We start from the raw sequence: 13188 nt of genomic DNA on the forward strand, positions 1-13188 counted from the left end.
CTGAGCCCTGACCGTGGCTGGGGTGTTCCTCGCGGGAAAGGCACGGCGGCAGAACCGCACCAATCAAAGGAAATCACTATGAACAGCACACCTTCAGTAATCGTTTTCGACGTCAACGAAACCCTCTCCGATATGTCCCCGCTGAGCGCCCGGTTCGTGGAGATCGGAGCCCCGGCCCACCTGGCCCGGGTCTGGTTCGCCTCGCTGCTGCGGGACGGCTTCGCCCTCGCCGCCGCGGGAGGAACCGCGCAATTCTCCATGATCGGATCCGAGATCCTGCGCGGGGTCCTCCGCGACGTCGACCTGACCCGTAGCCTCGACGACTCGGTGCGCCACGTGATGGACGGCTTCGAGACTTTGAGCCTGCATCCGGACATTGCCGACGGCATCCGTGATCTGAAAAGTGCAGGGTTGCGCCTGGTGACCTTCTCCAACGGATCCGCGCAGGTGGCCGAGTCCCTCCTGACCCGCGCGGGTCTCCGAGGGGAGTTCGAGGCTCTGCTCACGGTGGAGGACGCCCCGGCCTGGAAGCCGGTTCGGGCCGCCTACGACTACGCCGCGGATGTCTGCGGAGTGAAGCCGGGCGACCTGCTCCTGGTGGCCGTGCACCCCTGGGACATCCACGGGGCCGCGCAGGCAGGCCTCCGCACTGCGTGGCTGAACCGCGCCGATGAGATCTACCCCAGCTTCTTCGCGGCACCGGACCACACCATCACCGCCCTCGGCGAACTGGCCACCCAGCTCGCCCGCGACTCGCACCCCGCCCATCGCCCCTAACGAATTCGACGGAGATTTTGGCTCTGGAGCCCGGTTTGTGGCCCACACAGGTCGAAAATCGGAAAATCTCCGTCGAATTCGTTCGGGCGGGCCGTGGTCTGGGGGCAAGGGCTGTCGGGAAAGAGACCGAGGCCGATGGTGGCGCTCTAGATACCCTAGGGGGTATACTGATACTTTCAGTGAATCGAGAAGGAGTCAGCTATGTGCAGCCCCATTCGTTGTAACCGTTGCGGCAAGATCACCTGGACCGGTTGCGGTGAGCACGTCGACAGCGTCATGGCCGACATCCCGCCCGCTCAGCGCTGCACCTGCAACTAGGCATGAAGAACCTCGTCGCAGCACTCGTCCTGGCCGGTGCCGCCCTGTTCGGCCTCACCGCGTGCTCCGCTCCGGTCGCCCCGGCGGCTGAGTCCGCCATGGCGGCCGGCACCGTCGTGATCGACGTGCGCACCCCCGGGGAGTACGCCGCCGGTCACCTCGAAGACGCGCTGAACATCGATGTGCAGTCATCCGACTTCGACAGCCAGGTTGCGGCGTTGCCGACCGACGGCGACTACGTCGTGTACTGCCGCTCGGGCAGCCGTTCGGCCGCCGCGGCGGCCCGTCTGGCCGATCTCGGGTTCACCTCGGTGACGGATGCCGGCGCCATGTCTGCCGCCACCGTCTCCACCGGTCTCCCGATCGTCACGACCCCGTAGTGCCCGCAACACCGGCACCACCCACAACACCGCGAAGGGCACCCACGAGCGTGGGTGCCCTTCGCGGTGTTGCCGGTGCTTAGCCGCCGAAAGCGACGAGGTGCTTTCGAAAGCGGCCAGCAGTCGCTCGTAGACCTTCAGCACGTCGGGGGCGGTGACGCCCTCGACCGCGATGGTCAGATCGGCGATGTCGGTCTCCTCGACCGCGCGTCCGGCCTCCATCGCGGTGTCCACGCTGACCGAGCCCTCGGCGAGGAGGGTGTCGTAGAGGTCCTGGGTGTCGTCGGTCAGGAACTCGTCGGCCTCCAGTCCGACGGTCGGGTCGGTGAGCTCATACCGCTCCAGGAGGGTGCACACGGCATCCAGGTGCTTGGATTCCGACTTGGCGATGCGGGTAGAGAGCGCCGGGTCGTACTGGGCGTCGAATGCGGCGTACAGGTCGTACGCGAGCTTCTCTTCTTCGCTCATCGCCGCGAGCTCTGACTTCTGGTCCTCGGTCAGCGTGCCCATGACCATGCCGCTCGGGTTCGACTGGCCGGCCTGGGGGGCGTCGCCGGGAGTCGGTAAGGCGGAGAGGCCGGTCAGGCAGACGCCTTGTCGGCGGCCTGGCGTGCCGCGATGCTGGCGTGCACCTCGTCCATGTCGAGGCTCCGCACGGCGGTGATGACCTCTTCCAGTGAGGAGGCGTTCAGGGCGCCGGGCTGGGAGAACACCAGCACTTTATCGCGGAAGGCCATCAGCGTCGGGATCGAACGGATGCCCGCGGCGGCGGCCAGGCTCTGCTCGGCCTCGGTGTCGACCTTGGCGAACACGATGTCGGGGTGCTTCTCGGACGCGGCGGTGAAGGTGGGCGCGAACATGCGGCACGGGCCGCACCAGGCCGCCCAGAAGTCCACCAGCACGATGGAGTTGTCGGTGATGGTCTGGTCGAAGGTTTTCTCGGTGGTGTCAATGGTTGCCATGACTCCAGAATATACCCCATGGGGTATTTTGGTCAAGCGTCGGGCGACGCCCGGAGCGGCCCGACAGGTTGCTTTTCAGATACCCCTGGGGGTATCGTATCCAATGTGCGATCCGAGCGCACGCACAACGCAGGCAAGACGTCAGCACGACGCACGCAAGACTTGGAGGACTTCGAACCATGGACGTTATCGTTATCGAAACCCCGCAGCTGGGAGACCGCAGCTACCTGGTGCACGACGGCGCGGTCGCGCTGGTCATCGACCCGCAGCGCGACACCGACCGGGTGGAGAGCGCGGCACGCGAGGCCGGAGTCACCATCACCCACGTCGCCGAGACCCACCTGCACAACGACTACGTGACCGGCGGCTTCGCGCTCGCCCGGGTGCACGGCGCGAAGTACCTGGTCAACGCCGCCGACTCCGTCACTTTCGAGCGGGAGCCGGTCACCGACGGCCAGGTCTTCCCAGTCGGCGGCCTGACCGTCACCGTGGTGGCCACGCCGGGGCACACCCACACCCACGTGTCCTACATTGTCAGCGACGGCAGCGAAGAGGCGGTCTTCTCCGGCGGCAGCCTGCTGTTCGGCTCGGTCGGACGCACCGACTTGGTAGCCACGACCGACACGGTCGCGCTCACCCACGACCAGTATGCCTCGGTGCGCCGGCTCGTGCACAAGGCCGAGCATGACGCCGCGCTCTTCCCGACCCACGGGTTCGGCTCCTTCTGCTCCAGCGGCCCGGCCACCGGCGCCGGAGCATCCACCATCGGCGAACAGCTCACGGCGAACCACGCCCTGACCGACTCCGATGAGGAGCACTTCGTGCGCGACCTGATCACCAACCTCACCGCCTACCCCTCCTACTACGCGCACATGGCCCCCGCGAATACGCAGGGTCCCGGCGCGCCGAACCTGCAGGTGCCCGAGTCCCTCGACGCCGTCGAGCTCACCCGGCGCCTGGCCGAGGGGGAGTGGGTCGTCGACCTGCGCAACCGGGTCGCGTTCTCGAGTAACCACCTGCAGGGTGCCGTGAGCTTCGAATACGGCAACGGCTCGAACTTCACCACCTACCTGGGCTGGGTTCTGCCCTGGAAGGAGCAGCTCACCCTGGTCGGCGACCGCGCAGACGTCGAGGACGCCATCCGTGACCTGTCGCGCATCGGCATCGACTCGCCGGATGCCGCCATCGGCACCGAGCCGCACGCCCTGGCCCCGGATGCCCCGGTCGCCACCTACCCGCGTGTGGGCTGGGTCGGGATGCTGCAGGGCCGCGCCGAACAGGATGTCCTCCTGGACACCCGTCGCGCCGACGAGTTCGCCGGTTCCCACCTGCTCGGTGCGGTGAATGTTCCGCTGCACGAGTTGCTCTCCCGGATGGAGGAGATCCCGGCCGGCACAATCTGGGTGCACTGCGGTTCCGGCTACCGTGCCGGGGTCGCCGCCAGCCTTCTGCAGCGCGCCGGCCGTGAGGTCGTGCACGTCGACGGGAACTTCGACGAGGCCACGGCTGCCGGACTCACCCTGGCCGAGCTGACCGTCTAACCCCATGCCGGGAAAGCGAACGGCGATCCACCCGGCCGAGAAGCGCAGTCCCGGCTCGTGGACCGTCCCTGGAAGATGCTGCCGATCGGTGTGCTCTTCGGTTCTGGCCTCGACACTGTCGTCTCGATCAGTCTCTCCGTTTTTGCCCGGGGTGCTCACGCCGGGCCTGTTTTGGTACGCGGCCCTGGTGCTCCCCATCGTCTTCTGGGAGCGGTCCTGTTCGGCGTCGTCGCGCTGACCGGAGTCCTCCTGGTTCTGTGGGCACCATTCCGCCCCAATCTGTCCCTGGAAAGGCACTCATAATGGAACTCACCCCGCAGCAGGTCTTCAGCCGCCTGGCCGAGGCGCAGATCGTCGAAGTGCGGGAAACCCCCGAGCTTCTCGACGGCATGATCGCCGGAGCCCGGCACATTCCGCTCAGTACGATTCCGGAGAACACCGCAGCTCTGGACCCGAAGCGACCCGTGATCCTGGGCTGTCGCAGCGGGAGTCGCAGCGCCAGCGCCGCCGACTACGTGGCTGCCGCGGGATTCGACGCGAATACGATGACGGGCGGAATGCTCGAGTGGACTGCTGAGCGGCTGCCCACTGTTCTGCCTCAGCGCCCGTGATCATCGCGGCCCTCGTCCTCGGGCTCATCGTCGGGTCCCTGCTGGGCCTGGTCGGTGGGGGCGGGGCGATCATCGCCGTGCCGGCCCTCGTCTACGGGGTCGGGCTGCCGTTGGAGGAGGCGATCCCCACCTCCCTGATCGTTGTCGGAGCGGCCTCCGCCGTCGCCGTGCTCCCGCGGCTGCGTCGCGGCGTCAACTGGCGGCTGGCCACCATCGTCGGGTCGGCCGGGGTGGCGACCGCCTACCTGGGCACCATGGTCAACCGGCTGCTTAACCCGGGAGTTCTGTTGCTGATTTTCGCCGTGATCATGGTGATCGCCGGCATCCGCATGTTCATGCCGCCCCGACCTGGCGGCGGCCCCTGTGCGCTCCCGGGCGGGGAGATCAGGTGGCGCAGCTGCCTGCCCCGCGCGATCGCCACCGGCGCGGTGGTCGGTTTCCTGACCGGGCTGCTCGGAGTCGGTGGAGGCTTCCTCATCGTGCCCGCGCTCACCCTCGTGCTCGGCCTGCCCATGAGCGTGACCGTGGGAACCTCGCTGGTCATCATCGTCATCAACTCGTTGGCCGGGTTCACCGCGCACCTGGGTGACGTGCAGATCGACTTGGCCGTGACCGGTGCGTTCGCCGTGACGGCCATGGCTGCGTCGCTGATCGCCGGCCGGCTCGCCCGCGGACTGTCCGACACTGTGCTGAAACGCGGATTCGCCGTTCTGGTTCTGATCGTCGCGGTCTATGTGGCCGTGCAGGCCGTGGTGGCGCTTGTCGACTAGGACAGCGCTAGGAACAGCTTCTCGAGTTCCTCCACGTGGAGGGGCTTCTTGTCAACGGTGTCGCCCTGGTCGGGGAGACACTCCTTCATCGCGGAGGTGATGATCGTGAAGCCGGCGCGGTCGATGGCGCTGGAGACGGCGGCGAGCTGGGTGACGACCGCCCGGCAGTCGGTGCCTGCTTCGACGGCGGCGATCACCGCGACGAGTTGCCCCTGGGCGCGCTTGAGCCGGCTCATGGTCTTGCGCAGATCATCTGGCCTTGTCGGGTCTGACTACATGTGTATAAAATACCCCGTGGGGTATCAACCCTTTTGACAATCGAGGAATCAGCCACACCATGAGAATCTCTAGAACGTTCACCGACCTCCGCATCTGGCCTCGCCGAAGACGGATGGTCGCAGCCGGCATCGCGGCGGCGGCGTTAACCGCGCTGACACTCGCCTCGGGCTCCGTTGCCGTGGCCGGCGGATCACTGATGTTCCCCAGTGCCGTCTGGGCCTATGCGGTCACGGTCGTCGGGGCCGGGCTGATCGGCCTGGTCGTCGCCAGCTACTTCGATGCCCCGATCGGCGGGGAAGCCACCCGGTGTGACGTGCGCTGGCCCGTGCTCGGCCTGATCGCGGTTTATCTCACCACCGAACTGCGGGAGGCCGTTCCACTTATCGCGGCCGCCGTTCGCCCGGTCGTCGCCGTCGCCGCGATCGCGCTGCTGGCGTGGGCGCTGCTCGAGCGTCTGGGCATCGAGCACCGTGCCGTCGACGATCGGAGTGTAAACGGTGAGGACGGCGAGGTCTGCACGACCTGCAAGCCGCTGTTCCCGGCGACGCGGAGCCGCTGACACCGTCAGGGCGCCAGAGGGTCGAGCCGACCGGCAACCACAGGAAGTCAAACCCCCAACAGTCGCACCGACGCTCCACTGCCCGGAAGACCGTGGTGCTCAGGAGGTCACGTTCCTGCGCGCTGAGACCGCCGAGTTCCGGTCTGCTCCCGACGGAGGTCTCCAACGGCCGATGATGTTTTGGCTGGTCTCCCCGTTCCAGATCACCGGGTACACCGCTACATGGATTCCGCGACCACGGCCAGCACGTTGGCGGCCGGGTCCGTGAACCAGGCGATTTGGGCCCGGTCTTCCTCGTCGCGCATGATGCCCTTCTCGTCGTTGGGCGGCATGTCGGCCAGATCCGCATCGCCGTAGATCTTCGTGGTCACGCCGCGGGCGTTGAGCTCGTCGACCGTCTTCTCGACGTCGTCGGTCATGAAGTTGAGAACGGTGAAGGACGCCGGCACATGATCGGGCTTGACGTAAATGAACAGCTGCGCGCCGTTGCCGAGCCGAACCTCGAGGTTGCCCATCATGCCCTCCGTGACGGAGAGACCGAGGGTCTCACCGTAGAAGCGTTTCGCCTTGTCGATGTCGTCAACGGAGAACGAACTGAAGGCCTCGGAACTGGTGAACATGTCAATCTCCTTCGTCAGGAACCATGTGGTTCGCCGACGACGATTGCACTCTGCACCAGAGTTGGATAGCCCCCGGCAGGGTAGCGGATCGCGGATACCCCGTGCCCTGCCGAGGCAGGTGCCTAGTAGCTGCGCGGCTGGCGCGGCGGGCGCTCGGTGCGGCCCTCGCGACGGACCGGTCCGCCGCCGTCGGCACGGATTTCGATGAGCTTGCCGCTGATGCGGGTGTTCTCCAGTCGGCCCAGCACGTCGCCCGGCATGTCGGCCGGCAGCTCGACGAGCGAGTATTCCGGGTTGATCTGGATGTGACCGAAGTCTTCGCGGCTCAGGCCACCCTCGTTGGCGAGAGCGCCGACGATCTGGCGCGGTTCCACCTTGTGGCGCTTGCCGACCTCGATGCGGTACGAGGCCATCGCGCGGTTGTTGTCGCGGGGGCGGCGTTCCACCCGCTCCACGCGTTCGCCGCGCTCTGCGCGTTCGTCACGGCGGTCGCCGCGACCGGCGTCGGCGCGGGCGCGCTCTGCCCGGTCGCCGCGGTCGGCACGCTCGGGCCGCTGCGCGCGGGCATCCGCCTGGGTGAGCAGCAGGGGAGTCTCTCCCTGGGCGACGACCGCCAGGGCCGCCGCGACATCCGCTTCGGGCACGTCGTGATGTGCGACGTAGTGACCGATGATGTCGCGGAAGGCGCCGATCCGTTCGGACTGGCCGAGGGCCTCGGTGATGGCGTCGTCGAAGCGTGCCAGGCGGGTGACATTGACGTCTTCGAAGCTGGGCAGCTGCATCTGCGTCAGCGGCTGGCGGGTCGCCCGCTCGATGGCGTTGAGCAGGTGTCGCTCGCGCGGCGTGACGAAGCTGATCGCTGCGCCGCTGCGGCCGGCTCGGCCGGTGCGGCCGATGCGGTGCACGTACGACTCGGTGTCGATCGGGATGTCGTAGTTGACGACGTGGCTGATGCGGTCGACGTCGAGGCCGCGCGCGGCGACATCCGTTGCGACCAGGATGTCCAGCTTGCCGGACTTGAGCTGGTTGACGGTGCGCTCGCGCTGCACTTGGGCCACATCGCCGTTGATGGCAGCGGCGGAGTAGCCGCGCGCGCGCAGCTTCTCGGCGAGCAGTTCGGTCTCGTTCTTGGTGCGGGTGAAGACGATCATGCCCTCGAAGTTCTCCACTTCGAGGATGCGGGTGAGCGCGTCGACCTTCTGCGGGTACGACACCATCAGGTAGCGCTGGGTCGTGTTCGCGGAGGTCGTGGTCTTGTTCTTGATCGTGATCTCTTCAGGGTCGTTCAGGTACTTCTTCGAAATCCGCCTGATCTGCGGCGGCATGGTCGCCGAGAACAGGGCGACCTGCTTGTCGTTCGGGGTGTCGGCGAGGATCGTCTCGACGTCCTCGGCGAAGCCCATCTTGAGCATCTCATCGGCCTCGTCGAGCACCAGGTACTTCAGCTGCGACAGGTCGAGCGTGCCCTTTTCGAGGTGGTCCATGATGCGGCCGGGCGTACCGACGACGATGTGCACCCCACGACGCAGCGCGGAGAGCTGCACGCCATAGCCCTGGCCGCCGTAGACGGGGAGCACGTGCACGCCGCGCATATGACCGGCGTACTTCTCGAATGCCTCACAGACCTGTAGGGCAAGCTCACGGGTCGGGGAGAGCACGAGTGCCTGCGGGGTCTTCTGCGCCAGGTCGAGGCGCGAAAGAATCGGCAGCGCGAACGCGGCAGTCTTGCCGGTTCCGGTCTGGGCGAGGCCGACGACGTCGCGCCCGGCGAGAAGCGGGGGGATGGTGGCGGCCTGAATGGCGGAGGGAGTTTCGTACCCGACGTCCTTGAGCGCCTTGAGCATCGAATCATTGAGCCCAAGGTCGGCGAAGGTTTTCGTGTCGCGGGCAGTATCTGCCTCGCTCTGCGTGGGGGTCGTGTCAGGGGTGTGCATACTACAACGGTAATCCATCGGAGAGTGCGCCCCGTTCGTGCGGGAGGATAAGACCATGTCGACAACGCAGCAGCAACCCTGGGTAAAGAACTATCAGCCGGGCGTCCCGGCCGAGATCGAGCTCCCCACGGAGTCGCTCGTCGCGATGCTCGAGCGGGCCGTGGCCGAGGCCGGTGACCACCCCGCACTCGAGTTCTTCGGGCGCCGCACGACGTACACCGAGCTCGGCGACGAGGTCGACCGGGTTGCGGAGGGTCTGCGGCACCTCGGGGTGCGAGCGGGAGACCGGGTGGCCCTGATCCTGCCGAACTGCCCCCAGCACGTCGTCGCCTTCTACGCGGTGCTGCGCCTGGGTGCCGTGGTGGTCGAGCACAATCCGCTGTACACCTCGCGGGAACTCCGCCACCAGTTCGAGGACCACCAGGCGCGCATCGTGATCGCCTGGGACAAGTCCGTGGCCTCCGTTCGCGCCTTCCCGCGCGACATCGAGATCGACCACATCGTGTCCGTGAACCTGCTCCTGGCGTTCCCGACCCTCAAGCGCCTCGCCCTGCACCTGCCGGTGAAGAAATTGCGCGAATCCCGCGAGGCCCTCACGATTGCCGCGCCGGGCACGATCCCGTGGAAGGAACTGCTCAGCCATCTCCCGATCGATCCCGCGCATCCGCGCCCGTCGGTCGACGACCTCGCGGCCCTCCAGTACACCTCGGGCACCACGGGCCAGCCCAAGGGCGCCATGCTCACCCACTTCAACCTGTACTCCAACGCTCTGCAGGGCGAGGCATGGATGCACGGGGCCGAGTACCGCAAGGAGGTCTTCTACGCGATCCTGCCGATGTTCCACGCGTTCGGCATGACCCTCTACCTGACCTACGGCATCCGTAAGCAAGGTCTGCTCGTCTTGTTCCCCAAGTTCGACCCCAACTTGATTCTCGACGCCATGAAGAAGTCGCCCGCCACGGTGTATTGCGCGGTGCCGCCGATCTACGAGCGCACGGCCGTGGTGGCGAAGGAGCGCGGAATCTCGCTGCGCTCCTGCAAGTACTGCATCTCGGGTGCGATGAACCTGCCCGACCATGTCGTGGAACTGTGGGAATCGGTGTCGGGCGGGCTGCTGGTGGAGGGCTATGGCATGACGGAGACGTCGCCGGTGGCCCTCGGCAACCCGTTCCACCCCACCCGCCGGCCCGGCACGGTCGGCGTGCCCTTTCCCTCCACGCTGATGAAGGTGGTCGACCTGGACGACCCCACCGTGGAGGTAGTGCAGGGCCGGCCCGGCGAGCTGCTCCTGAAGGGCCCCCAGGTTTTCCAGGGCTACTGGAACAACCCCGAGGAGACCGCGAAGGCCCTCCTCCCCGGCGGCTGGATGCGCACGGGGGACATCGTGACCGTCGACGCAGACGGCTTCACCACGATCGTGGACCGCGCCAAGGAACTCGTCATCACCGGCGGCTTCAACGTCTCGCCCTCGGAGGTCGAGGCGGTGCTGCGACTGCACGCGGATGTCGTCGACGCGGCCGTCGTCGGCAAGGCTCTCGAACGCGGCGGGGAAATGGTCGTCGCGGCAGTCGAGCTGAAGCCCGGAGTGCCGCTCGATGAGGATGCACTGCGGGAGCACTGCCGCGAGCACCTCGCCGCCTACAAGATCCCGCGCCGGATCGTCACGATCGAGGACATGCCCCGCTCCATGCTCGGCAAGATCCTGCGCAAGCAGGTGCGCGAGCAGGTCCTGCCGGGGCTCTGAGACTGATCAGAGGTGCTGCTCGAGCCGACGTTTCGTGAGCAGGTAGGCCCGGCGCAACCACGGATCGCCGTCGCCGGCCCAGCGATTGAGCACCCCGTCTGCCCGGGCCCGGCCCGGCGCATCCAACCGCTCCACCAGCGGACCCACCACGTCGACGGCGAGCGGGTCGACCAACTCGCGCAGGCGGGCACTTCGCACAAATCCCTCGATCCGGCTCAGGTCGGAGTTATCCAGCACCCGCACATTCGATTGCAGCAGCACGACGGCCGCGAGACGGCGCTCGAACACCGGCACCGCCCACAGCTCGGAACTCAGTGCTGTGATGTCGTCGTGCGTCAGGCCGGGATACCGGCGGCCGGCGTCCCGGATCGTTCCGCGCACCGCGCCGACCGAGGCACCGTAGAACCGCAGGTCGCTGCCCAGCCGCTCCTGCGCCGCCGCCGCCCGGTACGAATCCCCCTCGGCCTGCAGCGTCGCGTCTACGAAGCTGCCGGCGTCACTCACCCCTTCATTCTCGTGTTTCCGGAGGCTGCCGGCGCACCCCGGCCGTTACGCTGAGTGCATGACGACGGCATCGGAGAACACCGTGACGGATGCCCGATCCACCCGCCTGAGCAGCGTCAACCTCGCCGCCGCACTCCTCCTGATCGCACAGGCCGTTCTGGTCTCCGTGGTCGTCCTGGCCCAGAGCGCCCCGGTGCTGCTGCCGGTCACGGCCGGCTTCCCCGGCGGGCCGGTGGGTTCCCAGGCCGAAGCGCAGGTCGTCGACCTGGCCGCCGTGAACCTCGGGGTGGCCGTCGTCGTCCTGCTCGCCTTCTCCGCGCTCCTACGCCTCGCCGCCGTGACCCCGACGGTCGCCGGCAGCTACCGGCGCGGCCTGGCCGCCGCGCGCAATCCGCTGCGCTGGGTCGAGTACTCGCAGGTCTCCGCGATCACGGTGTTCCTCATCGCCCAGTTCAACGGCGTCACGGAGGTCGGCACGCTGGTGGCGCTCTACGCCATCACGGCGGGTGCCACGCTGTTCCTCGCACTGCAGGAGCGTGAACCGGCCGGCGGCTCGCTCCGGCCCTTCGTCTTCGGAGCCATGGTCGGCATCGTGCCGTGGGGCATCATCGCCTTCTACCAGGTCGGCGCCGGGGTCCTCCATGACGTGCCCGAACTCTTCGTGCGCACCGTCACCCTCTCGCTGCTCGCGGTGGCGGCCTTGGTCTGGACCAACGCCTGGCTCGGCCGGCGAGCCCACGGCGCATGGGCGCATCCGCACCGAGTGGAGATCGTGCAGATCACCCTCGTCACGCTCGGCACCACGCTGCTGGCCGCGCACGTGGTGTGGGGCGTGCTGCTCTAGGCGAGGTTCGACACCGTCAGGTGCGGGGCCGACTCCAGCAGGGCCTGCTCGAACCCGGCCAGTGCCTCGGCGGGGAGCGACCAGGCCTGCCTTGGGCATCCGTCACCGGGTCTGCCACCCGCATCTGTCGTCACGTTAATACGGAGAATCTTAGGAAACGCCGGTTTGGGCGCCTGGGCGGCATGTCGCCAAAATCTCCGAAGTTAGCGACGGCGCGCCGGGTCTCGACGGGCTCGACCGCCGGAAGTCGAGCTCGACCGCCGGGCTCAGGCGGGCTAGGCGAGCGCGCGGGCCACGTCCAGTCCGGAGCGCACGGCCCGAGAGATGCCCGACGGATGCCCGTGCAGTCGCCCGAAACCGTCTCCCGCCACGAAGATGCCGGGCTGGTCCGCGCTGCGGAAGAACGTGGAATCCGACCCCGAATCTGCAGGCACCACAGCATTCGCATACCGCCAGCGCTTCAACGCTGAGTCCAGAACGCGCACGCCGGGCAGCAGCCGGATCAGCTCGGTCAGCAGCTCCGCCTGCGAGAATGTGGCGTCCGCGTCCCAGGTCGCCTCGCTCCAGAGCGGGCTTGCAATGACCTCGAGCCACACCTGTCGGGCATCGTCCCGGTGCCTGACTCTAATCGTCTCGATGACTCCGTCGGGAGCGGACCAGCCCACGACGTCATTCACGACGTCGGCGCCGTCGACGATGCACAGCAGAACGGCCCGCCTGTCGTAGGCAGCCTCGAGCAGGCCGGGCGCGACAGCGATCCCGCTGCCGCGCAGCATCTGCAGGTTCTGTGGAACCGGCGCTGTGAGAACCACCGCCCGGCCCCCGAACGGTTCCCCCGAGTTGTGCGGCACGACGTGGATGAGACCGGAATTCTGCACGGCGAGGTGGGTGACGAAGGTGCGCCGGAGCGTCGTGCCGCCCGCCCACCGCTTGGCGATATCGCCCGCGGGCTCGTCGAACATCCACTTCGCGTAGCCCTCGGTGTCGGGCACGAACCGGGCTCCCGTTCGGCGGGTGATCTCGCGGGTGACCTCGGCGTCGTGACTGTGAACCGTGTCGACGGACGGGTTCAACAACCGGCCGCCGAGCGGGCGGCTCGCGAGCCGCCCGCCCGGCCGCGATCCCTTGTCGAGGAGGAGGACCGCACGACCGCGCTCCTGCAGGTTCCGGGCGATGGTCAGACCGCAGACGCCCGCACCGACCACGATGACGTCCCACGTTTCCATGTCTGGAGGCTAGTGCACGCGCGTTGCACGCGCGTTGCACGCGCGTTGCACGCGCATTGCACGCGCATTGCACGCACAGCGCGCCCACCGTGCAGTCGTACGCTTGTTCGTGTCGTCCT

The 13188-nt window shown here is 67.6% G+C and carries 15 protein-coding genes and 1 pseudogene; 8 read left to right on the top strand and 8 right to left on the bottom strand.

The window, feature by feature from the left end; genetic code table 11:
* Window positions 1-78: 78 nt before the first annotated feature.
* Window positions 79-777, top strand: a complete 699-nt coding sequence (locus E3O54_RS09235; protein ID WP_104171164.1) for a haloacid dehalogenase type II — start codon at window positions 79-81, stop codon at window positions 775-777.
* A 416-nt stretch (window positions 778-1193) separates the two neighbouring features.
* Window positions 1194-1475, top strand: a complete 282-nt coding sequence (locus tag E3O54_RS17355; protein ID WP_370247709.1) for a rhodanese-like domain-containing protein — start codon at window positions 1194-1196, stop codon at window positions 1473-1475.
* A 126-nt stretch (window positions 1476-1601) separates the two neighbouring features.
* On the opposite strand, the pseudogene E3O54_RS17360 reads toward E3O54_RS17355, so the two are convergent.
* Both E3O54_RS17360 and trxA read right to left on the bottom strand, forming a co-directional pair.
* Window positions 1602-1991, bottom strand: a pseudogene (locus E3O54_RS17360) (DUF2202 domain-containing protein); the annotation flags it as partial.
* 65 nt (window positions 1992-2056) lie between these two features.
* Window positions 2057-2437, bottom strand: a complete 381-nt coding sequence (gene trxA, locus E3O54_RS09250) for a thioredoxin (protein ID WP_104101506.1) — start codon at window positions 2435-2437, stop codon at window positions 2057-2059.
* Window positions 2438-2616: 179 nt separating this feature from the next.
* Between trxA and E3O54_RS09255 the strand changes: the two genes are divergently transcribed.
* The 3 genes from E3O54_RS09255 (at window position 2617) to E3O54_RS09265 (ending at window position 5359) form a co-directional block, all read left to right on the top strand.
* Window positions 2617-3978, top strand: coding sequence for a rhodanese-like domain-containing protein (locus tag E3O54_RS09255; RefSeq protein ID WP_134401457.1), 1362 nt, complete (start codon window positions 2617-2619; stop codon window positions 3976-3978).
* Window positions 3979-4280: 302 nt separating this feature from the next.
* Window positions 4281-4589: a rhodanese-like domain-containing protein gene (locus E3O54_RS09260; protein ID WP_134342391.1), complete on the top strand. Its 309-nt coding sequence runs from the start codon at window positions 4281-4283 to the stop codon at window positions 4587-4589.
* Window positions 4586-5359, top strand: coding sequence for a sulfite exporter TauE/SafE family protein (locus E3O54_RS09265; protein ID WP_370247660.1), 774 nt, complete (start codon window positions 4586-4588; stop codon window positions 5357-5359). The genes E3O54_RS09260 and E3O54_RS09265 overlap by 4 nt, the downstream gene beginning before the upstream one ends.
* Here the strand turns inward: E3O54_RS09265 and E3O54_RS09270 are convergent.
* Complete coding sequence (locus tag E3O54_RS09270) at window positions 5356-5595, bottom strand: metal-sensitive transcriptional regulator (RefSeq protein ID WP_134342390.1); 240 nt, start codon at window positions 5593-5595, stop codon at window positions 5356-5358. The genes E3O54_RS09265 and E3O54_RS09270 overlap by 4 nt on opposite strands.
* Before the next feature lie 101 nt (window positions 5596-5696).
* Between E3O54_RS09270 and E3O54_RS09275 the strand changes: the two genes are divergently transcribed.
* Window positions 5697-6197, top strand: a complete 501-nt coding sequence (locus E3O54_RS09275) for a hypothetical protein (protein WP_134401458.1) — start codon at window positions 5697-5699, stop codon at window positions 6195-6197.
* A gap of 218 nt (window positions 6198-6415) precedes the next feature.
* Here the strand turns inward: E3O54_RS09275 and E3O54_RS09280 are convergent, their stop codons facing one another.
* Together E3O54_RS09280 and E3O54_RS09285 are read right to left on the bottom strand one after the other, a co-directional pair.
* A complete protein-coding gene (locus E3O54_RS09280) occupies window positions 6416-6817 on the bottom strand; it encodes a VOC family protein (protein ID WP_104101492.1) in 402 nt (133 codons plus the stop codon).
* 122 nt (window positions 6818-6939) lie between these two features.
* A complete protein-coding gene (locus E3O54_RS09285; RefSeq protein ID WP_104101489.1) occupies window positions 6940-8751 on the bottom strand; it encodes a DEAD/DEAH box helicase in 1812 nt (603 codons plus the stop codon).
* Between the two features lie 55 nt (window positions 8752-8806).
* Between E3O54_RS09285 and E3O54_RS09290 the strand changes: the two genes are divergently transcribed.
* Window positions 8807-10495, top strand: coding sequence for a long-chain-fatty-acid--CoA ligase (locus E3O54_RS09290; RefSeq protein ID WP_134401459.1), 1689 nt, complete (start codon window positions 8807-8809; stop codon window positions 10493-10495).
* 6 nt (window positions 10496-10501) lie between these two features.
* Here the strand turns inward: E3O54_RS09290 and E3O54_RS09295 are convergent, their stop codons facing one another.
* The gene (locus E3O54_RS09295; RefSeq protein WP_134401460.1) at window positions 10502-10999 is read right to left on the bottom strand and encodes a DNA alkylation repair protein; all 498 of its coding nucleotides are present in this window, start codon (window positions 10997-10999) and stop codon (window positions 10502-10504) included.
* A gap of 58 nt (window positions 11000-11057) precedes the next feature.
* Between E3O54_RS09295 and heR the strand changes: the two genes are divergently transcribed.
* The gene (heR, locus tag E3O54_RS09300) at window positions 11058-11843 is read left to right on the top strand and encodes a heliorhodopsin HeR (protein ID WP_134374454.1); all 786 of its coding nucleotides are present in this window, start codon (window positions 11058-11060) and stop codon (window positions 11841-11843) included.
* On the opposite strand, the gene E3O54_RS16335 is transcribed toward heR, so the two are convergent.
* Both E3O54_RS16335 and E3O54_RS09305 read right to left on the bottom strand, forming a co-directional pair.
* Window positions 11840-11977, bottom strand: a complete 138-nt coding sequence (locus E3O54_RS16335; protein WP_166785314.1) for a hypothetical protein — start codon at window positions 11975-11977, stop codon at window positions 11840-11842. The genes heR and E3O54_RS16335 overlap by 4 nt on opposite strands.
* Window positions 11978-12118: 141 nt before the next feature.
* Window positions 12119-13069, bottom strand: coding sequence for an FAD-dependent oxidoreductase (locus E3O54_RS09305; RefSeq protein ID WP_134401461.1), 951 nt, complete (start codon window positions 13067-13069; stop codon window positions 12119-12121).
* Window positions 13070-13188: the final 119 nt, after the last annotated feature.

The organism is Cryobacterium sp. TMT2-4, from assembly GCF_004402575.1.
Taxonomy (GTDB): domain Bacteria; phylum Actinomycetota; class Actinomycetes; order Actinomycetales; family Microbacteriaceae; genus Cryobacterium; species Cryobacterium sandaracinum.

Excerpts from the sequence above, each read along its gene's own strand:
- trxA (WP_104101506.1), bottom strand. The coding sequence starts at position 2,437 with ATGGCAACCATTGACACCACCGAGAAAACCTTCGACCAGACCATCACC.
- E3O54_RS09270 (WP_134342390.1), bottom strand. The coding sequence starts at position 5,595 with ATGAGCCGGCTCAAGCGCGCCCAGGGGCAACTCGTCGCGGTGATCGCC.
- E3O54_RS09290 (WP_134401459.1), top strand. The coding sequence starts at position 8,807 with ATGTCGACAACGCAGCAGCAACCCTGGGTAAAGAACTATCAGCCGGGC.
- E3O54_RS09235 (WP_104171164.1), top strand. The coding sequence starts at position 79 with ATGAACAGCACACCTTCAGTAATCGTTTTCGACGTCAACGAAACCCTC.
- E3O54_RS09260 (WP_134342391.1), top strand. The coding sequence starts at position 4,281 with ATGGAACTCACCCCGCAGCAGGTCTTCAGCCGCCTGGCCGAGGCGCAG.
- heR (WP_134374454.1), top strand. The coding sequence starts at position 11,058 with ATGACGACGGCATCGGAGAACACCGTGACGGATGCCCGATCCACCCGC.
- E3O54_RS09305 (WP_134401461.1), bottom strand. The coding sequence starts at position 13,069 with ATGGAAACGTGGGACGTCATCGTGGTCGGTGCGGGCGTCTGCGGTCTG.
- E3O54_RS09255 (WP_134401457.1), top strand. The coding sequence starts at position 2,617 with ATGGACGTTATCGTTATCGAAACCCCGCAGCTGGGAGACCGCAGCTAC.
- E3O54_RS09275 (WP_134401458.1), top strand. The coding sequence starts at position 5,697 with ATGAGAATCTCTAGAACGTTCACCGACCTCCGCATCTGGCCTCGCCGA.
- E3O54_RS09280 (WP_104101492.1), bottom strand. The coding sequence starts at position 6,817 with ATGTTCACCAGTTCCGAGGCCTTCAGTTCGTTCTCCGTTGACGACATC.
- E3O54_RS09285 (WP_104101489.1), bottom strand. The coding sequence starts at position 8,751 with ATGCACACCCCTGACACGACCCCCACGCAGAGCGAGGCAGATACTGCC.
- E3O54_RS17355 (WP_370247709.1), top strand. The coding sequence starts at position 1,194 with ATGGCGGCCGGCACCGTCGTGATCGACGTGCGCACCCCCGGGGAGTAC.